The organism is Nocardia sp. NPDC006630 (genome assembly GCF_040611495.1).
In the GTDB taxonomy this organism is placed as follows: Bacteria; Actinomycetota; Actinomycetes; order Mycobacteriales; family Mycobacteriaceae; genus Nocardia.
Genome location: NZ_JBEXOK010000006.1, coordinates 240,485 through 265,612 on the forward strand (window position 1 = coordinate 240,485; position 25,128 = coordinate 265,612).

The 25,128-nt window shown below is 65.9% G+C and carries 21 protein-coding genes; 9 read left to right on the forward strand and 12 right to left on the reverse strand.

The features are described from left to right. Positions 1-10 precede the first annotated feature (10 nt). The 5 genes from ABZX86_RS19370 (at position 11) to ABZX86_RS19390 (ending at position 4,532) form a co-directional block, all read left to right on the forward strand. Positions 11-802 (forward strand): TIGR03084 family metal-binding protein, encoded by a 792-nt coding sequence (locus ABZX86_RS19370; RefSeq protein ID WP_355125235.1) that lies wholly within the window; start codon positions 11-13, stop codon positions 800-802. Between the two features lie 355 nt (positions 803-1,157). Further along, positions 1,158-1,976, forward strand: coding sequence for a hypothetical protein (locus tag ABZX86_RS19375; protein WP_355125237.1), 819 nt, complete (start codon positions 1,158-1,160; stop codon positions 1,974-1,976). A gap of 11 nt (positions 1,977-1,987) precedes the next feature. Continuing rightward, positions 1,988-3,172 (forward strand): L-2-hydroxyglutarate oxidase, encoded by a 1,185-nt coding sequence (gene lhgO / locus ABZX86_RS19380; protein ID WP_355125239.1) that lies wholly within the window; start codon positions 1,988-1,990, stop codon positions 3,170-3,172. A 126-nt stretch (positions 3,173-3,298) separates the two neighbouring features. Next, on the forward strand, positions 3,299-3,853 hold the full coding sequence (locus ABZX86_RS19385) for an SRPBCC family protein (RefSeq protein WP_355125241.1): 555 nt from the start codon (positions 3,299-3,301) through the stop codon (positions 3,851-3,853). A 10-nt stretch (positions 3,854-3,863) separates the two neighbouring features. After that, the gene (locus tag ABZX86_RS19390; RefSeq protein ID WP_355125243.1) at positions 3,864-4,532 is read left to right on the forward strand and encodes an RNase H family protein; all 669 of its coding nucleotides are present in this window, start codon (positions 3,864-3,866) and stop codon (positions 4,530-4,532) included. An 87-nt stretch (positions 4,533-4,619) separates the two neighbouring features. Here ABZX86_RS19390 and ABZX86_RS19395 read toward each other — a convergent pair whose 3' ends face one another. The 9 genes from ABZX86_RS19395 to ABZX86_RS19435 all read right to left on the reverse strand — a co-directional run bounded on the left by ABZX86_RS19395 (position 4,620) and on the right by ABZX86_RS19435 (position 14,318). After that, complete coding sequence (locus tag ABZX86_RS19395) at positions 4,620-5,549, reverse strand: hypothetical protein (RefSeq protein WP_355125245.1); 930 nt, start codon at positions 5,547-5,549, stop codon at positions 4,620-4,622. Positions 5,550-5,690: 141 nt separating this feature from the next. Continuing rightward, positions 5,691-6,863 (reverse strand): MlaD family protein, encoded by a 1,173-nt coding sequence (locus ABZX86_RS19400; RefSeq protein ID WP_355125247.1) that lies wholly within the window; start codon positions 6,861-6,863, stop codon positions 5,691-5,693. Continuing rightward, complete coding sequence (locus tag ABZX86_RS19405; RefSeq protein ID WP_355125248.1) at positions 6,860-7,972, reverse strand: MCE family protein; 1,113 nt, start codon at positions 7,970-7,972, stop codon at positions 6,860-6,862. The genes ABZX86_RS19400 and ABZX86_RS19405 overlap by 4 nt, the downstream gene beginning before the upstream one ends. Continuing rightward, complete coding sequence (locus ABZX86_RS19410) at positions 7,969-9,063, reverse strand: MlaD family protein (protein ID WP_355125250.1); 1,095 nt, start codon at positions 9,061-9,063, stop codon at positions 7,969-7,971. The genes ABZX86_RS19405 and ABZX86_RS19410 overlap by 4 nt, the downstream gene beginning before the upstream one ends. Then, positions 9,060-10,055 carry an MCE family protein gene (locus ABZX86_RS19415; RefSeq protein WP_355125252.1) on the reverse strand — a complete coding sequence of 332 codons (996 nt, stop codon included), beginning with the start codon at positions 10,053-10,055 and terminating at the stop codon, positions 9,060-9,062. The genes ABZX86_RS19410 and ABZX86_RS19415 overlap by 4 nt, the downstream gene beginning before the upstream one ends. Next, a complete protein-coding gene (locus ABZX86_RS19420) occupies positions 10,052-11,086 on the reverse strand; it encodes an MCE family protein (protein ID WP_355125254.1) in 1,035 nt (344 codons plus the stop codon). Before ABZX86_RS19420 ends, ABZX86_RS19415 begins: the two co-directional genes overlap by 4 nt. Further along, a complete protein-coding gene (locus ABZX86_RS19425; protein WP_355125256.1) occupies positions 11,083-12,585 on the reverse strand; it encodes an MCE family protein in 1,503 nt (500 codons plus the stop codon). The genes ABZX86_RS19420 and ABZX86_RS19425 overlap by 4 nt, the downstream gene beginning before the upstream one ends. Positions 12,586-12,597: 12 nt before the next feature. Further along, positions 12,598-13,461 (reverse strand): ABC transporter permease, encoded by an 864-nt coding sequence (locus ABZX86_RS19430; protein ID WP_355125258.1) that lies wholly within the window; start codon positions 13,459-13,461, stop codon positions 12,598-12,600. Positions 13,462-13,466: 5 nt separating this feature from the next. Beyond that, entirely contained in the window at positions 13,467-14,318 is an 852-nt protein-coding gene (locus ABZX86_RS19435) for an ABC transporter permease (protein ID WP_297610132.1), read from the reverse strand. A 472-nt stretch (positions 14,319-14,790) separates the two neighbouring features. Between ABZX86_RS19435 and ABZX86_RS19440 the strand changes: the two genes are divergently transcribed. Further along, complete coding sequence (locus ABZX86_RS19440; protein WP_355125260.1) at positions 14,791-15,456, forward strand: serine protease; 666 nt, start codon at positions 14,791-14,793, stop codon at positions 15,454-15,456. An 84-nt stretch (positions 15,457-15,540) separates the two neighbouring features. Here ABZX86_RS19440 and ABZX86_RS19445 read toward each other — a convergent pair whose 3' ends face one another. Beyond that, positions 15,541-16,188 (reverse strand): hypothetical protein, encoded by a 648-nt coding sequence (locus ABZX86_RS19445; protein WP_355125263.1) that lies wholly within the window; start codon positions 16,186-16,188, stop codon positions 15,541-15,543. Between the two features lie 136 nt (positions 16,189-16,324). On the opposite strand from ABZX86_RS19445, the gene ABZX86_RS19450 reads away from it, so the two are divergent. Both ABZX86_RS19450 and ABZX86_RS19455 read left to right on the forward strand, forming a co-directional pair. Next, entirely contained in the window at positions 16,325-17,707 is a 1,383-nt protein-coding gene (locus ABZX86_RS19450; RefSeq protein WP_355125264.1) for a cytochrome P450, read from the forward strand. 302 nt (positions 17,708-18,009) lie between these two features. Beyond that, positions 18,010-18,900, forward strand: a complete 891-nt coding sequence (locus tag ABZX86_RS19455) for an Ig-like domain-containing protein (protein ID WP_327146333.1) — start codon at positions 18,010-18,012, stop codon at positions 18,898-18,900. Positions 18,901-19,145: 245 nt separating this feature from the next. Here ABZX86_RS19455 and ABZX86_RS19460 read toward each other — a convergent pair whose 3' ends face one another. After that, on the reverse strand, positions 19,146-20,384 hold the full coding sequence (locus ABZX86_RS19460; protein WP_355125266.1) for an FAD-dependent monooxygenase: 1,239 nt from the start codon (positions 20,382-20,384) through the stop codon (positions 19,146-19,148). Between the two features lie 149 nt (positions 20,385-20,533). Beyond that, on the reverse strand, positions 20,534-23,812 hold the full coding sequence (locus ABZX86_RS19465) for a BTAD domain-containing putative transcriptional regulator (protein WP_355125268.1): 3,279 nt from the start codon (positions 23,810-23,812) through the stop codon (positions 20,534-20,536). A gap of 382 nt (positions 23,813-24,194) precedes the next feature. Between ABZX86_RS19465 and ABZX86_RS19470 the strand changes: the two genes are divergently transcribed. Continuing rightward, positions 24,195-25,124: a sugar ABC transporter permease gene (locus ABZX86_RS19470; RefSeq protein ID WP_355125270.1), complete on the forward strand. Its 930-nt coding sequence runs from the start codon at positions 24,195-24,197 to the stop codon at positions 25,122-25,124. Positions 25,125-25,128: the final 4 nt, after the last annotated feature.

Below are 25,128 nucleotides of genomic sequence, written 5' to 3' on the forward strand. Positions count from 1 at the left end.
AGGACTTGCGATGGCCGACCTGGAAGCGCTGCTCGCCGACCTCACCGCCGAATGCGGTGATCTGGATCGGCTCGTCGCCGATCTGGATCCCGCCGACTGGCAGCGGGACACCCCCGCGGCCGGCTGGACCATCGCACATCAGATCGGCCACCTCACCTGGACCGACCGTGTGGCCGCCATTGCCGCCACCGATGCCGTGGCCTTCGACGCACTCGTGCAGGCCGCCCTGCCGAAGGCCCTGACCTTCGTGGACGAGGCCGCCGAGGAAGAGGCGAAGACCCCCGCGCCCGAACTGCTCGCCGCCTGGCGGCACGATCGCGACACGCTGGTGCGGGCACTGCGCACGGTGCCGGCCGGCGCCAAGCTCCCGTGGTTCGGCCCGCCCATGAGCGCGGCCTCCATGGTGACCGCGCGGCTGATGGAGACGTGGGCGCACGGCCAGGATGTGGCGGACACGCTCGGTGTCACCCGAGTACCGACCGCTCGGTTGCGGAACATTGCCCACCTGGGTGTCCGGACCCGGAACTTCGCGTACATCACGCACGGCCGCAGCGCGCCCGAGCAGGAGTTCCGCGTGGAATTGACCGCACCCGACGGCAGCACGTGGGCCTGGGGGCCGCAGGACGCGCCGCAGCGAATCACCGGACCCGCCTTGGACTTCTGCCTCGCCGTCACCCAGCGCCGCCACCTGGACGATCTCGCGCTGCAGGTGGAAGGCGCGGACGCGCTCGAATGGCTGGGCCTGGCACAGGCTTTCGCCGGGCCGCCCGGAACAGGCCGGACGGCAGGTCAGTTCGACTGACCTGCCGTCTGGGCTTGGAGCGAGCGAGCGCCACCGTAGGTGCGCCGTGCCTGGTGCCGACCGGACGACATTGGCCGGAGGTTCCTCGATGGCAGTCGAGTTGGCGCTCGCCGCTATCCGCTAATTACCCAGCCTTTAGATGCCGGAAACATGCTTGTGCGCCGGCATTCGACTTTCTCATTTCGGACTCCTGAGTCCCGCCTGGCGGTACAGTCCCTGTGATCCTGGTCTCGAGGGCGAGGGGTCCTGCCGCGTGCCGCCGTAACCTGGACGGGCGTACGACTTTCAATGGTGCGGGTCGTGGGCGTCGAAAGACGCAGGGGGACCAGGGGAGAGGGAAAGGAACGCACCAGTCATGTCGCATCAACTCGCGACGCAGGCCGCCCGGACGTCGCGGCGCGCAGCACAGGTGCTCCGCTTCAGCGCCATCGTCACCGCGGGCATGGCCAGCATCGGCCTGACCGTCGCCGCCGGATCCTATGTCGCCAATGAAATGGCCGGAACGCAGAAGTCCGGCACCATGACCGCCACACCCAGCCTCGCACACGGGCAGTTCTCGCCACCACTCACCGGTGCCGGAGACCCGCTGCCCGGACCTGTCACGCCGAGCGCCGATACCATCGGTCTCGCTTCATTTTTCACCTCGCACAAGCCGGAAGCTACTGGGCTGGAGCCGATTCCGGCTGCCAACCCGGGCAATTCCGCCGGCGCGCCGGCCGCCGGGCAGCGACCCAGCGCGCTGGCCGGGCAGATTCGGCTCGGCAATGCCTACGTGGGCGCGGCAATCGTTCCGGCGCAGCTCAATTCGATATCGGTCACGCTGGACACCAATGTCTTCGCGACCGTCGCCGATCTGGTGCTGCACAGTCCGCTGGGTCAGCAGCTCGGCATCGGCTCGGATCCGTCCGCCAATACCCAGCTGCGCACCGATGTGGACACCCGGCGCGGTGAGGTCACCGTGACCTTCTCCGATCCGGCGCTCGGGCGCTACGGCGTGCAGTTCGCACCGCATACCGCGCCCGCACCGGCCGACTCGGAGACGGCGCCCGCCGAGCTCACCCCACCGGCCGCGACCGACCCGTCCACGACGGTCGGCCAGACCACCGGCGGCCAGACCAGCGCCCGCACCGGCACGCTCACCTCCGACGGAGGCTCGCGCACCTCCACTGTGTGAGACTTTCCGCTGTGTACGACTATTGCGTGATCGGCGGCGGAATCGTCGGGGTGGCCACCGCGTATCGCCTGCTCGACCGGCATCCGGGCGCCAGCCTGCTGCTGGTCGAGAAGGCGGACGCGCTCGGCGTCCACCAGACCGGCCACAACAGCGGAGTCATCCACTCGGGGATCTACTACGAACCCGGCAGCCTGAAGGCGCGACTGTGCCGGGCCGGTGCACAGCAGACCAAGGAATTCGCGGCCGCGCACGACATTCCGTTCCGAGTGTGCGGAAAACTGCTGGTGGCCACCGATTCCGCCGAACACGCCCGCATGCTGGCGCTCTACGAGCGGTCGGTGACCAATGGCGTCGAGGTGGAGCTGCTCGGCACCGCCGAACTGGTGCGCCGGGAACCGCGGGTGACCGGGGTCGGCGCGCTGTACGTGCCGAGCACCGGAATCATCGACTACCAGCGCGTCACCGAGGCGCTGGCGGACGAGGTGCGCGCGGCCGGCGGCGAGATCGTGCTGGGCGCCGAGATCACCGCCATCGACGAAACCGCCGACGCGGTAACGGTTTCCGGACCCTCGGGTAGTTGGCGCGCGGCGCGGCTGGTGGTGTGCGGCGGGCTGCAGGCCGATCGCCTGGCGCGACTGGCCGGGGTGGACACCGATCTGCGCATCGTGCCGTTCCGGGGCGAGTACTACCAGTTGCCGCCGGACCGCAGCGATCTGGTGCACACCCTCATCTACCCGATCCCGGATCCCGAATTGCCGTTCCTGGGCGTGCATTTGAGCCCGACCATCGATGGCGGACTCACCGTCGGGCCGAATGCCGTGCTGGGGCTGGCGCGCGAGGGCTATCGCAAGGGCAGTGTGGATCTGCGGGATGCGCGGGAGATTCTCGGATACCGCGGATTCCATCGGGTGGCGGCGGCCAATGTCCGCACCGGACTGCGCGAGATGCGCAATTCGGTGTTCAAGCGCGGTTATCTGGCCGAGTGCCGGCGCTACTGCCCGGAGTTGACGCGGCAGGATCTACTGCCGCGGGAGGCGGGCATCCGGGCGCAGGCGGTGCGGCGGGACGGGACGCTCGTGCACGATTTTCTCCTCGAACGAACTGCGCGCTCCGTGCATGTACTCAATGCTCCCTCTCCGGCGGCGACGTCGGCCCTGCCGATTGCCGCGCATATCGCCGCACAATTGGACGCTTGACCATTCTGTGAATTACCGCAATCCGGTTGTGGATGACGGTTACCCGGACTACATATCCGGGTATCCGTTCATTAAATAGGACTGCTGTAGTACTTTTGTTGGCAGCCGTGGGACAGGGAGCAGCCTATGGGCCACATGAAATACGCGAGCGACGTCGGGGCACCGGTGGAGGTCGCGTTCACGTACACGGACAACCATCAGTTCGTGCCGGACTGGGCCTTCGCCGTCGCCGCCTTCGAACCACTCGGAGACAGCGATCACGGCGCGGGCACGGTCTTCGCAGCCACGCTGCGGGCAGGTCTCTGGCATCCCACGGTCGAGTGTGAGATCACCGGCTACCGCCGCAACGCGGTTATCGAGTACACGCTGCGCAGACGCAGGACGGGGAAGTCAGCGCCCGCGCAGGGTGATGGAACGATCGAGAACGGCGGCGGTGTGCAGGACACCGGCGCCTGCTGTTCACCCCTGTGCGTCATCACCCTGCGATTCGACCCGCTCGGCTACGGCCGGGCGGTGCTGACCTCGGAAATCGAGTACTGGACCCCACGTGGGCTCACCGGCCGCCTGCTCTCCCGAATGCTGGCTGCCGCCGTACAATCAGCCGTGCGACGCACCGAATCGCAATTGCGAAGGGAGATAGAGGAATTCCACGGAACGGATCTTGTCGGCCGGATTGCGTAGGGTTGCGAGCATGATCATCGTGAGCACCGACGGATCGTGCCTGCGTAACCCGGGCGGGGCCATCGGCTGGGCGTGGGTCAATCACGCAGGCGGATCGGCCAGCGGCGGTGCGCCTTCGGGCACCAATCAGATCGCGGAGCTACGCGCCCTATTGGAGGCCATACGCGCGCACAGCAGCTCCGAACCACTGCTCATCGAGAGCGACTCGCTCTATGCGATCAAGTGCGCCTCCGAATGGATCAACAGCTGGCGCCGCAATGGGTGGAAGACCTCCACCGGTGGTCCGGTGAAGAACCTCGAGTTGATCCAGCAGATCGACAGTGCCATCTCCACGCGGCCCGGACCCGTGCGTTTCCGCTGGGTACGCGGTCATGTCGGCAATTACTTCAATGAGCAGGCCGATCAGCTCTGCGGTCAGGCAGCCCGTGAGGTCGCCGCCTCCGGGATAGGCACCGACCCCGTGGTGACGGCACCCGCGCCCCTCCCCAGTGAGCCCGTCACCGAACCCATTCCGATTGAACCGACCACCGAACCCATTCCGGTGATCAGCCCTGTCGAAACGGTTTCGGCTGCTCCCGAAGTCGCGGCAAGTGGTGCGCCGCGCCCCGCGCCCGCCACGCCGCGCCGGCGGGTCGCCGCGTCGAAAACTCCGGCGCCCGACGCACTCACCCTGTTCTAGCGAGCAAGGGGGCCCTGTCGAAGAGAACCGCCCCAGGTGAGAGATCACCTGGGGCGGTTCTTTTCGGCTCGGACCATTCGGCTCGGGCTACTTGGGAGCTGCCGGGGTTGTCGGCGCGGGGGCCGGGGCGCCCGAGGGGGCCGGGGCGGTGGGCTGCCCGCTACCGGAGGGGGCGCCGCCGGGGACCAGCGGGTTCTGGGCATTGTTGCCCTGGGAGGGCAGGTTGTCGAAGTTGGCTACCTTCCACTTGCCGCCGTCCTTCTCCATCTCGGCGATCGCGCCGATGGTGAGGGAATCGGGCTGTGCGGCAAGCTGGCTGGTGCGGTTCTGCGTAAGCACCACCATGACCTTCGCCTTATCGCTGTCACCGGAGACCCAGCCACAGTGAATCTCGCTCAGGGTGGACTTGACCTTGACGCTGACCATGGCGTCCCGGAGACCGTCGGTGGTGGAGTTGAACATCTTGGCGAAGTCGCCGGTGGAGAGGTTCTTCACGTTCGTGAAGTAGTCGTCCAGGTGCGCCGCGTCGTAATTGGTGACCGTGGTGCCGAAGTCACACGCGGTGGCGGTGGCCGAATCACGCTCGGACATTTCGGTCTTGCGGTCGTCGGCCTTGAGCCAGAACACCACGCCGGCGGCGACGGCCGCGATGAGCACGACGCCCGCGGCGATCAGTGCGAGGACCGGTACCGCCAGGCTGCCGCCGGGAATGCCGGAGCGTTCGGGCTTCTCGGTCTTCGCGTCGGCCTCGACCTTGGCCGATTCCTCTGCGGGTGTGGCCGCAGCGACCGGAACCTCGGCGGCGGGAGCCGCGTCCTCGACCTTTGCGGGCTCGGCAGCCTCTTCTGGCTCGGCCTTCTTGGTCAGGTCCGTGGTCTCGGCCTGCTCTGCCTCAGGGGCAGCTGCCGTCTTCTCGGCATCAACCTTTCCCGTGTCGGCATCGCCCCCCGGTGTCACGGCGACGGCCTCGGCGGCATCGTCATCATTCTTCTTGTCCTGGGCGGCGTCATCCGACATTGGATCGATCCCCACACTTTCCCGGCGCGCTGCGGACGCGCCAAATAGGTTCAGTTCAGCGAGTATGCCGAACCCGGCGGCAGCGCCGCCAGGCCGGATTTGTCTCACCGCACCAGCGGTGGAGTTTGTGTACCCTGCTCGTCACTTGACGGGCGGCAGTGTGCGTTCATTCGGGTCAGCGCCAGCGGGCGGCAGTGCGCCGTTGTTCGGCACATCCGGTCGCGGTGCGTTGCCCGAACCACGAACCTGCTGATCGAAATTCGGGTCGGTGCAGTAGCTGCCCCACCGGGACAGAGTGTTGTCGGTGGCCACTTCCGTGCGGATCTTCGGGGTGCTGTAGTCGCAGAAAGGTCGTGGCCAGATATCGACAACCGTATAGAACTCATTGTCGTGCGCCGGCACGCCCATGGCCGAGGTGCCGATCACCAGCGACGGGAACAGCGCGCGCAGCGCCGGAAGTCGCAATTGCGCGGCCTTGGTGACGGCCGCGAAATTATTGAGCAGGCTCGACATCGGGTCGGCGGTCTTGTCGAGCACCGCACCGAGAGCTTGGAACTGCGCGGGCGACTGCTCCAGGAGCTTCTGCAGTTCGCCGTTCGCATCGTTGAACTGCTGGAACAGCACACCCGAATTGCGCGTCAGCGTAGCCAGATCCGGCTGCGCCATCGACGTGGTCGAGGTGATGGTCTGCAGATTCTTGATCAGGTTGACGGTCTGCGGCAGCAGATTGTCCAGACCGGTGGTGGCCGTGCTGATCCCGTCGATGAGCGAGCGCAATTGATCGGGACCGCCGGACAGCGCGGTATCCAATTCGGTCAGGATGGTGCTGAATTTGTCCGGATCGACCTGAGCGATCAGGGCACTGGAATTGTCCAGCACCGACCACACCGGTGTCGGCGTCTTCACCTTGTCCGGGTCGAACTTCACGGTCGCGCCATTGCCGAGATACGGGGCCTGATCGGACTCGGGCCGGAAGTCCATGTACTGCTCACCCGCGCCGGAGAGCGAACCCACCGATACCACGGTGTCGGCGGGAATCTTGTACTTGGTGTCGATCTCGGCGGTGGCGGCGATGGCCGAACCGCTGTCGATCAGCTTGATGCCGGTGACCTTGCCGATGCGATAGCCGCGCAGGGTCACGTCATTGCCGGCCTGCAGACCGCCGGAGCGGTCGAGATTCACTGTCACCCGGTACGTTTCGCGCAGCGGATTCACCCGCATGACACTCACCGCCAGGTAGGCGGCGCCGACCAGCAGGATGAGCACGAGCGCACCGTTGGACACCAGATTCCGGTGCTGCTTCACCCAGTTCACTTGTGCACCCCGTTGATCCGTCCGTAAATGATCTGCAGCACCTGGACCAGGCTGCCGCCGAAGTCGTTGAGGTCGCGCAGATCAGGGAATTTGCTGTTGGCCGGATCGGTGAGCAGGCCGATGTCGAGCATGGTGGCGGTCGCGGAGACCGCGAGCGAATTGCCCTTGAAGGACGCATCGGCCGCAGGCCGGATCTCGTGCAACCCGTCGAGCATGGGTCCGAGATCCTGCGAGGTCTGCGAGAGCGCGTTCATGAGCTTGTGCACATTGTCGAGGAGACCGGCCAGCTGATCGGAGGTGGTGTTCGCGTAATCGCCCAGGGCGGCACTGGTTGTCGAGACCTTGGTGAGCAGATCGCCGATGGCCTGGTTGTTCTCCGCGATCGCGCCGATCATGCTCGGCAGCGTATTCGCCACCTGGCCGAGCTGATCGTGGTTCGCCTGCAGTGTGTCCGCGAGCGCGTCGAAGCCGGCGAGCACATTGTCCACCCGCTTGCTGTTGTTATTGAGATTGGTGATGACGCTGGTCATCTGGGTGAGCACCGAGCTGAGCTGCTGACCGTGGCCGCCGACGATGGAGTCCAGTTCGGAGGTGAGCTTGGACAGGCTGGCGATACCGCCGCCGTTGAACAGCATGGAGATCGAGAGCAGCAGATCCTCGACGGTGGCGCCGGCCGAGGTATTGGTCAGCGTGCCACCGTCTTTCAGCAGCGCCTGGCCGGTATCGCTCTTCGGCTTGGACACGGCCACGAAGACGTCGCCCAGCGGAGTCGCCTGGCGCAGTTCGGCGGTGGAGTTGGCCGGCAGCGAGATATCGGTGCGGATGGCCAGATCCACATTGGCCTTGAAATCCTTGGTCGTGATCTTGGTGACGACGCCGACGTCGGAACCGCCGATCTTGACCTTGGCCTGGTCCGGCAGATTCAGCGCATTGTCGAAAACCGCATGGACGGTATAGGTATCGCCGCCGACGCCGGGCTTGGGCAGCGGCAGTTTGTCCACGGTCAGGCCGCAACCGGAGGCGCCCAGCGTGGCGGTGACAGCGAGCGCCACCAATGCGCGGCGAGAGCGCCTGGCGAGCACCACATCTCGGACGAATCGACTACTCATTTGGTCAGTCCCAACATGGCCGCGGTCAGACCGAAGTCAGGTCCGAAATCTTCCATCTTCCCGGTGCGGCAGCCATCCGACCGCATCTGGATGCGCTCACAGAAGGTGCTGATGATCTCGCCGGAGAGCGCGGTGCCGATGATCCCGTGCAGCCGGACGAATTGTCCCTGCCGGTTGACCGCCCGATCCAGGTTCTGCATGAGCAGGGGCGCGACATCGACGACCTCGACCAGACCGGTTGCATTGGTGCGCAGCTGGTTCGTGACATTGGTGAGCCCGGTCAGGGTGCCGTTGAGCTGATCGGAGTACTGCGAGAACGCGCCACTGGTGTTGGCCAGGAAGCTGTTCAGCTGATCCAGCGTGGCCTGCAGGCCGGGCGCCTGATCGGCCAGCAGACCGGTCATCTGGGTGATATTGCTGCTGAAGTCGCGCACCGACTGGTCGTTGTCGGCCAGCATGGTCGTCAACTCGTTCAGCTTGATGATGATGGTCGAGACGGCGTCCTTGTTGTCGACGCCGACCTTCAGCGCACCGGAGAGCGCATTGAGGGTGTCGCGCATCTTCTCGCCGTTGCCGTTCAGCATCGGGTACAGCACCCGGCCCGACAGCGGGCCGATGCCGTCCTGCCCCGGCGTCGGCTTGAGCGCCGCGGCGAAGGTGTCGATGGTCTTGATCATCGTGTCCAGCTCGACCGGGGTCTTGGTCTGCTGGATGGTCAGGTGCGAACCGTCCTTCAGCACGTCACCGCCGGTGTAGCGCGGCGTGAGCTCGATATGCCGGTCGGTCACGATGGAGGGCGAAATCAGCGCCGCGATCGCGTTTTTCGGGATCTTCACGCCCCCGTCGACGGTCATATGCACCTCGACGTACTGACCCTTCGGCACGATCTTGTCGACCTTGCCGACGTCGAGACCGAGCACGGTGATCGGGTTTCCCTCGAACATGCCCGCGATATTCTCGAAATCGGCGGTGAAGTGCTGGGTCTGCCCGACGGCATCCTTCACCCCGAGCGGCACGAGGGAGCAACTACCCACAGCAAGCGCGGCCGCACCGATCATGGCCAGCTTGGTGATCCTGGCTGCGATTGTCATTGATGGCACCCCTCGTTCACCTGTACGCCGCACAACCAGTTGTCCGGGAACAGCCACGGCAGCGCGACATCGCCGTAGTTGCCGTTACCCAGGACATTGTTGAACGTCCGCACGGACACCGGCATGATCGACAGCAGTCGATCCAAGTTGTCCTTGTTCTTCTGCAGACCGTCGGCCATGGTGTTCAGCTGCCCCAGCATCGGGCCGAACTGATTGTTGTTGTCCGCGCCGATCTGCTGCAGCTGCCGGCTCAGGGTCGCGACATTGTCGAGCAGCGTACGCAGCAGGCCCTGGCGCTCCATCACCCGATTGGCGATGGCCTGACCCTGGGTGATCACCAGCAGCACACTGTTGCTGTTGTCCCCGAGGATCTTGGTGACCCGGTCCATGTCCTTGAGCAGCTTGTCGACCGAATCCTTGCGATCGTTCAGGGTTTTGGCCAGCGCACCGACGGAATCGAGCGCCTGCACCGTGAGCTGCGGGCTGTCACCCATCTGCTGGTTGATCAGATTCAGCGAATCCGCCAGCTTCTTGGTGTCGAGTTCCTCGAACTTCGGTGTGCCCTCCTGCACCACATCGGCCAGGTTGTAGGGAACGGCGGTATTGGACTTGGGGATTCGATTGCCCTTGAGCCCGGAGCCGTCGCCCGGCACCAGATCGACGAAGCGCGCGCCCAGCAGGGTCGCCATCTTGATCGTCGCGTGCGCGTCCGGACCGAACTTCACCGAGTCCTTGACCGAGAGGGTGACCAGTACGTGGTCGCCCTCGAGCTCGGCGCCGGAGACGGTGCCGACCGAAACGCCGGAGATGGCCACCTTGTCACCGGTCTTGATGCCGGCGGTCTGCACGAATTCCGCCTTGATGCTGTTCTCGCCGATGCCGAGTGATCGGTACGCGGTGGAACCGAGCAGCAGCGCGATGATCAGACCGGCGCCGAACAGGCCGAGCCAGAAATTACGGTTGGCGCTGAAACGAGCTTTGAGTTTCGTCATGGACGGCACACCGCCGAGTGAGAGTTGCCGCCGATCTGGTCGAACAGACCGCGCGGGAAGAGGACTCCGTACAGCGAGACATCCAGGCTGCACAGGTAGGCATTGCCGTAGGCGCCGTTCTGGCTGAACTTGCCGAGATCGCTGAGGATGCCGGGCAGGTCTACCGCCGCCTGATCGAGCTTGGCGCCATTGGCGAGCAGCAGGGTCAGCGCGTCCGTGGTGGAGGACTGCGCCAGCAGCAGTTTCGGCTGGATCTGACTCATCATGGAGACCAGAGAGGTTGTCGCATCGGCGATCTGCACGGTGGAGGTCTGCAGGGACTGCCCCTGTGCGTAGAGCCCGCCGATCAGCGAGCGGGTCTGGGTCACCAGGGTCTCGAGTTCATCACCGCGCTTGGCCAGACCCGACATCACGCCGGACAGGTTGGTGATGACATCGGAGAGGATGGCATCGCGCCGCTGGAAGTCGCTGGCCAGCGCAGCGGCCTGAGTGATGAAGCCGCTCAGCGAGACTCCGTCACCCTGCAGCGCCTGGATGAAGGTGTTGGAGAGATCGTTGACCTGCTGCGGTTGCAGCACCTGGAACAGCGGCTGGAAACCGTTGAGCAGTGCGGAGATATCGAAGGACGGCTCGGTGCGCTCCACCGGGATCGCACCCTTGTTCTTCAACGGGGTGTGCGTACCGCCCGGCTTGGTGTCCGGGGCCAGTGCGACATAGCGCTGGCCGATCAGGTTCTGGTAGCGGACCAGCGCCTTGGTATCGCCGTACAGCGTCTGATCGTTCTGCACGATGAAGGTGACCAGCGCCTGGTTCTTCTTGTCCAGTTCGATCTTCTCCACCTTGCCGACGCGCACGCCGGCCATGCGGACGTCATCGCCCGCCCGCAGGCCGAGCACATCGGTGAAGGTGGCCGAGTAGGTATTGGTGGGTCCGTTGACGGTGCGCGCCAGCGTGTTCCAGATGACCGCGGTCACCAGGACGGCCACGATGGCGAAGATGCCGAACCCGATCAGCGGCTTGCGAATGCTCACTTAGCCGCCCCGCTTTCGGAAACTTGCAACGTTCCACCCCTCAGGATCGAGCTCAGCAGCAGGTATTCGGCCGCTGTCGGACGACGGCCCAGTATCGCGGTGACCGCATCGTCGCCGGTGAAGGCGATCGGCGCGGCCTGCTGCGGCGCCGCCGCCGGCTGGACGGACAGCGCGGCAGGAGCGGCCGGAGCCGGGGCGGCGGGAACGGCCGGGGCGGGCGCGGCGGGGAACAGGTTCGGGAACAGTCCCTGCAGCGGGGTGCCCGCGAACGGATTGCCCGGCTGCTCCGGCTTCGGATCCGGCAGCAGTGATTCGGCGGTGTTCAGGCCCGGAATGGTCGGGAAGCCCGGCGGCGCGGGCAGTTTCGGCAGACCGGCCGCCGAATCGAGGGCCTTGGGCCGCATCGCCTCCGGCAGGGTGCCGGGATCGGAGACCAGCGGTGCGGTGGCGCAGCTGGGTCCGGCGAGGTCGCCGTAGCGCGGGCAGTCGTCACGGGTGTACGGCTTGTACGGCGTGAAGGTGATGCCCATATTCCAGGCCATCTGACGCTGCGGACCCCAGTTGAAGGTCGAGTTCAGCTTGTGGATGGAGGTATTGAGGTTCGCGATCGCCTGCGGAATGGAGGACGGATCGTCCGAGAGCGCACCGAACAGGGCGCTGGTGCCCGTGGTGACGTCCTTGCCCAGGTTGGGGTTTCGGGCGAACAGCGAATTGACCTTGTCCACGGTGCCGCTGGCCCCGGTGATGAGCGCGACCAGATCGGCGCGGCGATCGGAGATGGTCTGCGCCGTCTTCACCGAATCGGCCAGCACGCTCATCAGTTCCGGTGCGGACTGGTTGAGCGCGTGGAACGAATTGGAGAAATCAGTCAGCGTCGCACCGAGATCGGGGACCGCGCCGCGCACACCCTGCAGCCAGTCGTCGACCCGCACAATGGTGGAGCCGGGCGCGCGGCCGCTGCCGTCGAGCGCATAGGAGAGCGTGCCCAGCACCCGGCCGAACTGCACCGGATCGATCTTGGTGAAGATATTGCGCACCGTGGTGAGCGTGTCCTGCAGCGCGATGGTGCCCTCGGAGCGGTCCTCGGCGATCTGCGAACCCTCCTTCAGATGCGCGGAATCGGCCCCGTTGTAGACGAGTTCGACGGAGGTGACGGCGAACAGGTTCGAGGGCACCACGCGCGCGGTCACATTCGCGGGGATGCCGGAGGTGTACTCCGGCTTCATCTCGATGTGCACCTCCTGCGCCGCACCCTGGTCGGCTACGGACACATCCTTGACCGCTCCGACGAGGATGCCGCGGAACTTCACGTCCGCATTGGAGGGCAAGCCGTCACCGGTGGTGGTGAGATTCGCGGTGACATTGACCTTCTCGACGAAGTAGCCCTTGTATCGCGCCATCAGGAAACCCAGGATGATCGCGAAGACGATGAGCCCGGAAACGCCGGCGATGAGCAACTGCCGCATGGTCGGGCCGCGCCCGCTCGGATCGATGATCATGGTGTTCGCCCCCTATCCCGAGATCCGGATTCCGGGGTTGACGCCCCAGATGGCCAAGGTGATGAACAGGTCCGCGAAGACCACCGCGATAATGCAGTACTTGATGGCGCGACCGGCCGCGACACCCACGCCCTCCGGGCCGCCCGAGGCGAAAAACCCGTAGTAGCACTGGATGAACGTGGTGATCGCGACGAAAATGATCGCCTTCAGCAGTGAGTACAGCACATCGACCGGTACCAGGAACTGATAGAAGTAGTGCTCGAATGTCCCGGACGCGGTGCCGCCGATCAACTGCACGGTCAGCGAGCAGGAGATGTACGCGAACGGCAGGGCCAGGCAGTACAGCGGCACGATCGCGATCATGGCCGCGATCATCCGGGTGCTCACCAGGTACGGAAGCGGCCGGATGGCAACCGATTCCAGTGCGTCGATCTCCTCGGAGATGCGCATGGCGCCCAGCTGTGCGGTGAACCGGCAGCCCGCCTGCGCCGCGAAGGCGAGGGTGGCGAGCATGGGGCCGAGCTCACGCGTGGTGGCGAATGCCGAGATGGCGCCGGTGAGCGGGCTCAGGCCGAGCAGGTTCAGCGAGGTGTAGCCCTGGATGGCGACGGTCATACCGCCGAACGCCGACAGGATGAGCACCACGCCGATAGTGCCGCCGCCGACGATGAGATTGCCGTTGCCCCAGGTGACATCGGACAGCAGTCGCCAGACTTCCTTGGGGTACTGCTTGAACGCCATCGGCATGGAGCCGAGGGAGCGCAGGAAGAAGAAGACCTGGTGACCGATGCGCGCAATGAAGTCGCGCGGCGACGTGGCGACGCCCTTGATCCGTTGGAACGGCCGCAGCAGCGGCGGAACATACGTTGCTGACACGACTCTCAGACCATCTGTGGTGGGAAGAGGGAGTTGTAGACCTGAGTGAGGATCAGGTTGACGCCGAAGAGCATGACGGCGGACATGACCACGGCGGTGTTCACCGAGTTGGCGACGCCACCGGGGCCGCCGCGGGCATTCAGGCCGGCGTCGCAGGCGATGATCGCCGCGAGCAGGCCGAAGATGAGCGACTTCAGCAGCGCCACAAAAAGATCAGTGGTGATCGCGAACGAGGCGAAGGTGCCGACGTAGGAGCCGGGGGTGCCGCCCTGGGCGAAGATATTGAAGACGTAGCCGGTCAGGAAGCCGACGAAAACCACGAAGCCGCACAGTAGTACGGAGACCAGCATGGCGGCGCCGAGGCGGGGGGCGACCAGGCGGCGCAGCGGGTCCACGCCCATGACACGCATGGCGTCGATCTCTTCACGAATGGTGCGCGAGCCGAGATCGGCGCAAATGGCGGAGCCGACCGCGCCGGCGATCATGAGCGAGGTGACCAGTGGCGCACCCTGCTGAATGATGCCGAGGCCGTTGGCCGCGCCGATGAAGGAGGTCGCTCCGACCTGTCCGGCGACCGAGCCGACCTGAATGGAGACGATGACACCGATCGGAATGGCAACCAGCAGTGTGGGTGCCGCCGCGACATTCGCCATGAAGGCGCACTGCCTGACGAACTCCGCGTAAGGGAAGCGTTTCCGGAAGATCGCCACGAACAGTTCGACAACGGCGGCGACTCCCATCGCCATCATCCGTCCGCCGGTCTCGAGCGACCGTTTGGGATGGTCCTCCCAATACCCCTTGGCCCAGCCGACGGCGGCATTAACCCTTGACTCCGTTGGGCTCCCCTGCCCGTCCAGACTCTTCGTCAACTGCACTCTGACTACCCCTCTCGACGCCGGGTTACCCGCCACCGGCGACTGTTTGCTTGACGCACCTTACTACGGAGTTAGGAAAAACACACCAGGCGTTGTGGTTCCGGTCATAGAGGCGGATCACTTTCTCTGAACAGTTGTGAACAGGCACATCACGGTTGGTTCACAACCCAAAGAACCAGGCAGACATCTAGAACTTGTTCTAATTTCTGAGTATGGGCAGAGACGTTTCGGTTGAAGTGAAGCCCCATTGGGTAAGAATTAATGGGAGAGAATTTATCGGAAATCCGGCCGAGTTATGCATAAATCCCATAACTGCATCCAACTCGGTATCACTGTGCAACGCGCGCAGGACACGGCTGCGCAACATGTGGCAGTACAAGCAGCCTCGCGGGACGAATACTGACAGGATGTGTTCCGCAGCTTTTTTCGAGCGGCTTCCGACGTCTGGAGGGACATGATCAGGAAACTCGCCGGTATGGCCGGCGTCTTCGCTTTTGCCGTGAGCACCGCAATGTTCGGCGCCGGGGCTGCGAACGCCGATCCCGCACCGGCAGTCATCGGTGGTGGCTCCGGCATCGTCATCGATGACATGTTCGAGTGCACCGTGACCACCATCGGTCACGACGGGGCCGGGCGGCTGGTCGGCATCACCGCGGGACATTGTGGTGACCCCGGGGCTCAGGTGTTCGCCGAAAAGGATCGCGGCGCAGGGCAGATCGGGAAGTTCGTGTACTCCAATCACGATCTGGATTACGCGGTCATCGAGTTCTTCCCGGATCGGGTCATTCCGGTGAATCGCATCGGCAATGTGGCTATCACCGGAATCGGCGGGCCGCCGAACTTCCCGATGATCGTGTGCAAAGAGGGACGGACCACCGGTAATACCTGTGGCCTCTCGTGGGGTGACGTCTTCGCGACCAATGTCGAGACGTGGAGTCAGATGTGTGTGGTGGAGGGCGATTCCGGGGCTCCGGTCGTCGTCGGCACCACCCTTGTCGGCATGGTGAACGCCTACCTGGCCCTCGCCTGCTTCGGCCCCGAGGTCGGGACGAATATGTCCTCGATCATGGGAGACCTGAACGGACGCGGCCAGATCGGCTCCGGATACAACCCTGTATAGATTGCCTCCGCTCCGTCGGAACGACGAGAAGCCCGGCCGGACAACACGTCCGGCCGGGCTTCGCAGTTCTCGGGGGGAGCGGCCTCAGAGGGTGGTGACGCAGACGACGAGTTTGCGCTCGTCGTATACATAGCCCTGGTTGCCGACATTGCAGTCGTCGACGCTGTCGCTGTTCTTCAGGATCGAGAGCACCTTGACCCCGTCGGCCGCGCCGCGGGTGGTGCAGTCGATCCGCTTGGGGTCGTCACCGCTGCCCTTGGTGCCCAGATCGAGGCAGTCGCCGACGACCCAGTCGATGTCGAGGCAGATCGCGCCGGTCTCGACGCCGGAGAGGGTCTCGTAGTACGCCTGGTCGACGTCGCTGGGGCACTGGGAATTGGTGGGCGCCTTGGCGACCACCTTGTAGTTGGAGTCCTTGCTTCCACAGGTGGCGTGCTTGATGGTGGCATTGTCGGTGGTGCCACCGAGTTTCACGCAGTCGCCGATGCTCGCCTGGAAGTCGGTATCGCCGCCGCGGTCGGCGGGCGGAGTGGAGGGTTTGCCGCTGGGGCCCGGCTTACCGGTGGGCTTCGGCGTGGTGCCGGGCGCCTTGGTCGTCGAGATGGCCGAGTCCAGTCCGGGGGGAGCCGCTACCGGGCTGCCGGAAATGGTGGAACCGCAGGCTGCGAGCAGCAGGGCGGCGGCGGAGAGGGCCGGGACGGCGATCCGGGCGGAGATCTGCTGACGCAACACGAACTTGTCCTAAATTTGAGGTACACCAAGCTTTGAGTCTTGCCATGCATACACGACGTATCGGACACCGTCGACTCACAGCCCGCACACAGGGTTCGAGTCGAACCCGGGTAGTAGTGAATACGTATAGGAGAGCATGAGTACCGCCGCCCAACCGGTCGGTCCCGAGGCGCTGCACCAACCTCGGCTGGTGCTGCTGCATGCCCTGGCCGCCGGCGCCGATCTCGAGCGGTACTTCCGCCGCCGGGTCGAGCGGCACGGCGATCCCTTTCTGATGCGCTTCCCGTCCTTCGGCTCGGTCGTCTTCACCGGCACGCCCGAGGGTGCGCGCGAATTGTTCCGGGCGCCGGTCGAACTGCTGGCGCCGCCACTGCCGAACCCCATCGAACCGATGGTCGGACCGGCCTCGCTCATTCTGGCGCGGGGCGAACGACATCGGCAGGAGCGCGCGGTGCTGGTGCCCGCGTTCCACCGGAATCGAATCAATGCCTACGGCACTGTCATTCGGGATACGGCGCGGGCCGAGCTGGCGGGTGCGCGCACCGGGCGGGCCTGGCGGGCGGGCGCCCGGATCGATGCCCGGGATGCGGCGCGCGCCATGACATTACGGGTGATTCTGGCGGCGGTCTTCGGGATCGACGAGCCCGAGCTGCTGACCGAATACACTTCGGCTACAACGGAATTCCTGACCTCGTTCGGCACACCGCTGTTCGCTGTTCCGGCATTGCGGCGCACTGTGTTCGGATTGTCGGGCTGGGAGCGCTTCCTGGCCGCACGGGATCGGCTCGACGGCTTGATCGATACCGAGGTGGCGCGGCGACGCGCGATGGACAGCGGTGGCGCGGTCGCCGGCCAGGATCTGCTCGGCATGCTGCTGGACGCCCGGTACGAGGACGGCAGTGCCATGACCGACGCCGACCTGCGCGAACAATTGCGCACCCTGCTGGTGGCCGGGCACGAAACCACGGCGACCGTGCTGGTGTGGGCGTTGTACCGGCTGCACCGGTCGCCGGAGACACTCGCGCGATTGCGCGCCGAACTCGCTGCTGCCGGACCGGATCTCGATCCGATCGAGGTCGCGAAACTGCCGTATCTGGATGCGGTGTGCCAGGAGACGCTGCGCCTGCATCCACCGGTGCCGATCGTATTGCGCAGGCTCACCGGTGATTTCGTGTTCCGCGGCACCGCGCTGGTGGCGGGGGACACCATGGGGCTGTCGGTACAGCTGCTGCACACCGACCCCGAAGTGTGGAGCGAGCCACAGCGATTCCATCCCGAGCGGTTTCTCGAACGCCGCTACGGTCCGTTCGAGTTCGCACCGTTCGGCGGCGGGCACCGGCGCTGTGTCGGTGCGTCGCTGGCCGATTTCGAATTGCGGATCGTGCTGGCCACGGTGCTCGGTGCTGTGCGGTTGCGGCTGTCGCCACGCTTCGCGCGCGGCCGGGTGCCGTGGACCGTGCCGCACAATATTGCGACCGGTCCGCATGCGGCCATTACCTTCGAGACCCTCGAAGCCTGATGCGACTCCAGTGATTTGCCTCACATCCAGGTTTGAGTATGCGGGTGCATAGCCGCCGGACACACCCGCGACCTGTTTCGGGAATCGCCGATGCGAACGGCGCTAATGCGCCAGCAATTCGCCCGTGGACAGTGGAGTGACCTGAACCACACCAGGGGGTCGGTATGAATAACTGCCACAAGCCAATTGGAATGCCTCTGCTCGCACGGTAGTAATGGATGCGGGGTTGGGACCTACAGCGGGCGGACTGCGCCCGCAATCTGCGTGTTGAACGAGGATCGAGAGGACCGAGAGCTGTGCGCATCACCCGGTACGGACTGATTTCCCTCGCCGTCATTGCGGCGACCGGAGCCGTGGTGGCAGCGCCCGCCTCAGCGACCCCGCTATGGCCGGGCGGCCCGGAGATTCCGGGTGTGCCCTCCGCTGTCATGCCGCAGCCGGCGCCCGGCGATCTGCCGACCGCGCCCGGCGCCAATTCGCCGCTGCCGCCGGCCAATTTCGCGGCCCCGAACATCAGCCCCGGCGACGGGGACGTGGTCGGCGTCGCGCAGCCGGTCATCATCAACTTCAAGGATCCGGTCAGCGATCACGCCGGTGCGGAGAAGGCGATCCGGATCACCTCGACCAACAAGGTGGACGGTCACTTCTACTGGATGGGCGATAAGCAGGTTCGCTGGCGGCCCGAGGACTTCTGGCCGTCGGGCACCAAGGTCACCGTCGAGGGCGGCGGCACCAAGGTCGCCTACGAGATCGGCGACGAGTTCATCGCGACCGCGGACGACAACACCCACCAGATCGTGGTCACCCGCAATGGCGAGGTCGTGAAGACCATGCCCACCTCCATGGGCAAGACCGGGCACGAGACCCCCAACGGCACCTACATCGTCAGCGAGCGCAATCGCAAGATGATCATGGATTCCTCGACCTACGGTGTGCCGACGACCGATCCGCAGGGCTACAAGCTCGAGGTCGAGTACGCCACCCGTATGTCCAACAGCGGCATCTTCATTCACGCCGCCCCGTGGAGCGTCGCGCAGCAGGGCTACTCCAACAGCTCGCACGGCTGCCTCAATGTCAGCACCGACGATGCGAAGTGGTACTTCGACAATGTGAAGAAGGGTGATCCGGTGGTTGTGAAGAACACCAGCGGCGGCACCTTCAGCACCAGCGACGGCTGGGGCGACTGGAACTAGGGGAAGTCCTAGCCCAGCAAGAACTTTCGCAGGCCCCGCCCATAATGGGCGGGGCCTGCGGTTGTTTCGGGGGGGATGTAGCTGTCCCACCGGCCGGGCCACGTCTTCAAACGGCCCGTCGCGCACTTATTCGGTGGGCCGCTCACCGGATTGCCGCAGATTCCTTGCGCGGCAGACCTGTAAGTGCGCGGCGGGACACAGGGGTGCCGTGCGGTCGAGGCCGGCGGGCGGCATCGCGCCGACACTCAGGCGAGGTGCTGGGTGGTGGGGGCGTACTGCGCGAGCGTGATTCCGTTGGAGGCGTGGTTGAGGGGCTTCATGATGGAGCGCAGGGCCATGCCCTTCCAGGGGAGGCGGCGCATGACGCGCAGGGCGGTGGTCTGGATCTTGAGGCCGCGTTTGTCGGCGGCGACCATCTGGTTGGCGTTGTTCCAGCCGAGGTTGAGGTTCAGGTCGACGTATTCGGTCATGCGGGTCTGGTAGTTGTCGAAAGCGATGGTGTGGTCGCCGTGGGCGGCATTCAGCTCTCCGGCAAGGACATACGCGCCGACCAGGGCCATGCTGGTGCCCTGGCCCGAGAGCGGGGACGGGCTGTAGGCGGCATCGCCGACCAGGGCGATACGGCCCTTGGACCAGCGCTCGAGGTGGATCTGGCTGACCGAGTCGAAGTAGAAATCCGGTGATTGCGTCATGAGGCGCAACAGGTTCTGCGTCTCCCAGCCGGCATCGGCGAAGGCCTCGGCGACCACTCGCTGCTGGGCGGCAATATCGCCGCGCTCGGGCAGGGCTTCCGGGGCGCGGAAGATGAACTGCGCCTTCGCCGAATGCTGCTGCGTGCTGTACACCTGCACGATCTGCCCGGGTGTCGGGTGCACCAGCTCCCAGTGGTCGAGGTTCAGGTAGTTGGGCACCGAGATCACGCAGGCGGCCATGCCGGTGTGCTTGGCGAACTGCGCCTCCGGGCCGAAAGTGCTGCGGCGCACCGTGGAATGCATACCGTCGGCGCCGATCACCAGGTCGAACACGCGGGGTGCGGCGTGCCGGAAGCGCACCGAGACGCCGTCGGCCTCCTCGGTCAGATCGACGATCGAGTCGCCGAACAGGTACTGCACATCGTTCTTGGTGGCGTCGAACAGGATTCGGGCGAGATCGCCGCGCAGCACCTCGTCGTCGCCGGGGCCGCGCAGCCCGATCAGGTCCGGGCCGAGGGTGGCCAGGGTCTTGCCCGACGCGTCGACCCAGTCGCCGCCGCGCATGGCGGTGGAGGCGCGCTCGATCTCCGGCAGCAGGCCCATGCGCTTGACGACCTCCATTGCGGTGCCGCGAATGTCGACCTTGTAGCCGCCTTCGCGCAGAGCCGGAGCTTCCTCCACCACCGTCACGGAGAAGCCGTAGCGGTGCAGCCAGTAGGCGAGAGCGGGGCCCGCGACGCTGGCGCCGGAGATGAGGACGGTCTTGCTGGTGAACTGCTGCTTCGTTGTCATGAGAGAAGCATCTGCCGCACCCCTCACCAACCACTCACCATCGGCTCACCGCCGCTCACCGGGTGGTGAGCCGGGCGCTGAACTGGGGCTATACGCCGATCCCCACCTGGGAGAGCTAGAGCGCTCTCCGCGGATCCAGGGTGTGGCAGCTAAAGTTCGCAGCTGCCGACCAGGGCGAGCACCTGATCCGGTGACAATGCGACGCCGCGGCGGTAGGCGGCATCGAAAAGTACTCCGCCCAGGGCCTTCCGGGCATCCACCGCCACATCCGCCGCTTCGGGAGCGCCGGCAAGAGCCACGCCGCGCAAAGCCTCTGCCGCACCCAGCAGGGTCGCCGCCCGTTCCGTGTCCCCGGCGACCAGAGCCGCACCTGCCAAGCCCTCGACAGCACCCGCTGCAATGGGCGACAGACTGCTCCCGAGCGCAAGCGCCAACGCCTCGCGGTGGCTCGAAACCGCCTGCACCTGCCTCGTTTCGGTGATCGCCAGCCAACCGAGACCGATCAGCGCGCGAGCACGCGCCTCCACCGAGCCGAACGAATCATCGCCCGGCAGCGCCAGCGCCGCCTCGTATCGCGCCCGCGCCACGTCCTGATCAGTGCGGCGTGCGATATCACCCAATCCGCATAAGGCATTGGCGCGCATATCTGTTGCGCCGATAGACCGGGACAGCTCAGCCGCGCGCTCATAGTCCGCCCGAGCGGCTTCGCACTCCTGCTCCGAATCCGCATTGCGCGCATGGATATCGCCGCGCCGATTCAGCAGGTCAGCAGCATCTGCAACCATCCCCAGCTCGGTACCGAGCGTGATTGCCTCATCGATCAGAGCCAGCGAGGCAGCCCGATCGCCGCGCAGATCGGCGACGGCGGCAAGTTTGTCCAACGTGGCGGCAATCGCCCACCGATCACCGGTGCGGCGGAAACCGGCCAGCGCGACACGGAATTCGGGCTCGGCTTCGATAGCGTGCCCGGACATGAGCAGCCCGAGGCCGGTCCCCAGCCGCTGAAAAGCCTGCGGCCAGACACCGGGTCCGAACACCAATTCTGCCGGATCACCGGGCATCAACCCACCCGCCAGCGCCAGTAGGAGCACCGCATGTGGTCGCCGCAGCGGCCCCGCCTGTGCGGCTATCCCTGCCGCCGCCCGCTCGACCGCCGTGGTTCCCGCCGCGCGACCACCAGAGGTACCGGCCTGCTCAGCGTGCGGAGCGTGGTCCTCGATCGGCGGCGCTGTCAACGCGCCCCCGCGAGCGGCGACCGCGACACACAGGGCGTACTCCTCGGCAGTAGCGATTGAATCCATCCGGCTGGCGAGGGGCGAATCGAGGCGGGTGAGGAGGACGTTTGCCAGTTCCGGGGCGGAGCCAGGGCGGCCGGTGAGCCACCAGTACCAGGCCTGTGCGGCGATGAGGCGCAGGGCCAGTGGGGGATCGGCGGGAACTGCCCAGTGCAGGGCGGCTTGGAGGTTGTCGTGATCGGCGGTGAGGTGGGAGAGCCAGGTGAGCTGGTCGGGGCCGCGTAGGGCTGGGTCGGCTTGTTCGGCCAGGGCGGTGTAGTACTCGGCGTGGGCTCGGAGAAGGGTTGTGTGGTCGCCGGATTCGATGAGGTGGCGGAGGGCGAACTCGCGGATGGTCTCGAGCATGCGGTAGCGGCCGTCGACCACTGTTACCAGGGATTTTTCGACCAGTGCTGGGAGCAGTTCGTCGGCTTCGGGCCAGTCGGCGTCGTACGACAGATGCGCCGGAGGTGCGGTCAGCCGACCGGCCGCGGAAGCGGGATGGCCGGTTGGATCGAGAGAGCCGCAGATTCGGGTGACTGCGGCGAGGGTGGCGCCGCCGGAGATGACTGCCAAGCGTTGGGCCAGTTGTTGTTCGGGGGGATCGAGGAGGTCCCAGCTCCAGGCGACTACGGCTTGGAGGGTTTGGTGGCGGGGGTCGGCGGTGCGGTCACCTCGGGACAGGAGGCGGAAGCGGTTGTCCAGGCGGGCGTCGATGTCGTCGAGGCCGAGGGTGCGCAGGCGGGCGGCGGCCAGTTCGATGGCCAGGGGGAGGCCGTCGAGGCGGGTGCAGATGCGGGCTACGGCGGTGATGGTGCCGGCGTCGACGGTGAAGCCGGGGCGGGCCGCGGCGGCGCGGTCGGCGAAGAGGCGGACGGCGGGGCTGCGGAGTTGGCCGGCCAGGCGGGCTTCGGGGGCGGGGACCGGGAGTTGGGGGACCCGGAAGACGGTTTCGCCGGTGATGCTCAAGGGTTCTCGGCTGGTGGCCAGGATGCGCAGGGCGGGGCAGGAGAGCAGGAGACGGTGGGCCAGGCGGGCGGTGTCGAGCACCAGGTGCTCGCAATTGTCGAGGATGAGCAGCAGGGGACGGTCGGTGAGGAGGGCGAGCAGTTGGGCCTCGGGGTCGCGGTGGCCGGATTGGGTTGCGTCCCTTCCGCCCAGGGCCGCGATGACAGCGGGGGCGAGCTGTGCGCCGTCGGTGAGGGCGGCCAGTTCGACCAGGCAGCGGTCACCGCGGACTCCGGCGCCTGCCTCCAGCGCGAGCCGGGTTTTGCCGGTGCCACCCGGGCCGATCAGCGTCACCAGCCGTGACTGGGCCAGCAGCGGAATCAGCTGTGCCAGTTCCGATTCGCGGCCGACGAAGCTGGTGAACTGCGCGGGTAGCCGGCCCAGGGCAGCGGTGGGCGCGGCATCGGCCCGCAGGATCGCGAGGTGTGCTTCGGCCAGCTCGGCGCCCGGATCGGCGCCCAGTTCATCGGCGAGCAGCAGCCGTCCCTGCTCGAACGATTCGAGCGCGTCCGCCTGTCGGCCCGCCGCGTACAGCGCGCGCATGAGCAAGGCGCGCAACCGCTCCCGCAGCGGATGCAGGGCGACCAACTCCGGCAGTGTGGATACCACCGCGTGATGGTCGCCCAGCGTCAGGGCTGCTTCGGCGCGATCGGCCAGGACTTCCAGGCGGGCCTCGTTCAACCGCGCCGCCTGTACTTCGGCGAACGGAGAGTCCAAGACATCCGCCAGAGCGGGACCTCGCCAGAGCGTCATCGCCGCATCGAACAAGGTGACTGCGGCAGCGGCATCCCGGTCGCGCAGCGCATTCCGCCCGTCCTCGGCCAACTTGGCGAAGCGGTGCACGTCCACCACCTGCGGGTCCACCGCGAGCCGATACCCGGCAGATGAGGATTCAACGAATTCCTGTGCGCTCGAGCCGTTCCGCAGCGCACGGCGCAGGCGGGATACCTGCGACTGCAGGGCATGTGCCGCATCGCCCGGCGGATCTTCACCGTAGAGGCCGTCGATCAATCGCTCGCGGCTGACGAGCCGCCCGGCATCGAGGAGCAATAGGGCCAGCAGCGACCGCACCTGCGGGCCGCCTACAGCGATCGGGGTTCCATCGGACCGCCGCACTTCAATGGATCCGAGTATCCCGAACTGCACGGTGGTCAGTATGCCTGGAGCGCCGGGGCGTAGTTCTTCACCACAGGTGAGGTCAGTCCGACCAGCCGTCTCTGTGGATCCCGGCCACAAGCATGCCGGGATGACGAGGCCGGTGGGGTGGGTGCGGGGTGACGTCGGCTGCCGTCGCGTGCGCGCGGGAGTGAGGTCGACATATCGGGGATGTCACGTCCTAATTGTCCAGATTGTCGCCTCGGTGCCATTACTCACATGAAAGGTCCTGTGCCACCGTACGATTCGGCGCATGTCCGCGCCACCAGCGGGTGCGTCCGGTGAACAGTCGGTTGCGCCTGTGCGCCGACTATTCAACCGCCCAGCATCTAATCGTTACCGGCTAGTCGACCGCAACCGGCACGCTGCGCGGGTGAAGTCGAGTCCTGAACGAGTACTACCGCAGCCCCCGGGACGTGGCTGGCGCGGCAGACCCTGGCAGGACTATGCGCTCTTCACCGTGCTCGTCGCGCCAAACCTGGTGCTGCTGTCGGTTTTTGTGTACCGGCCGCTGATCGACAATATTCGGCTGTCGTTCTTCGACTGGAATATCTCCGATACCACCTCCACCTTCGTCGGCCTGGGCAACTATCGCGAGTGGTGGGGCCGCCACGATTCTTGGCAAATCGTAGGCAACACCGTGGTATTCACGCTGGCCGCCGTCATCGGCAGTATGGTGCTGGGTTTGGCACTCGCCCTGCTGCTGGACCGGAAGCTGTTCGGCCGCAATGTGGTCCGGTCCGCGGTCTTCGCGCCGTTCGTCATCTCCGGCGCGGCCATCGGCGTGGCCTTCCGCTTCCTCTTCGCTCCCAGCATCGGCATGGTGCAGGACCTGCTGCACAAGGTCGGGGTGCACAGCATCCCGGACTTCTACCAGGACCCGCACTGGGCCATGTTCATGATCACGGTCACCTACATCTGGAAGAACCTGGGCTATACGTTCGTCATCTATCTGGCGGCGCTGCAAGGGGTTCGGGCCGATCTGATGGAGGCGGCCGAGATCGACGGCGCGAGCCGGTGGACGACCTTCACCCGGGTGCTGCTGCCGCAATTGCGCCCCACCACATTCTTCCTGTCCATCACCGTGCTGCTCAATTCGCTGCAGGTCTTCGACATCATCAATGTGATGACGCGCGGCGGGCCGCTCGGCACCGGCACCACCACCATGGTGTTCCAGGTCTATCAGGAATCGTTCCGGAATTTCCGGGCCGGATACGGCGCGACGGTCGCCACCATCATGTTCGTGGTGCTGCTGATCGTGACGCTCGTACAGGTGCGCATCATGGATCGGGGCGAACAGTGAAGCG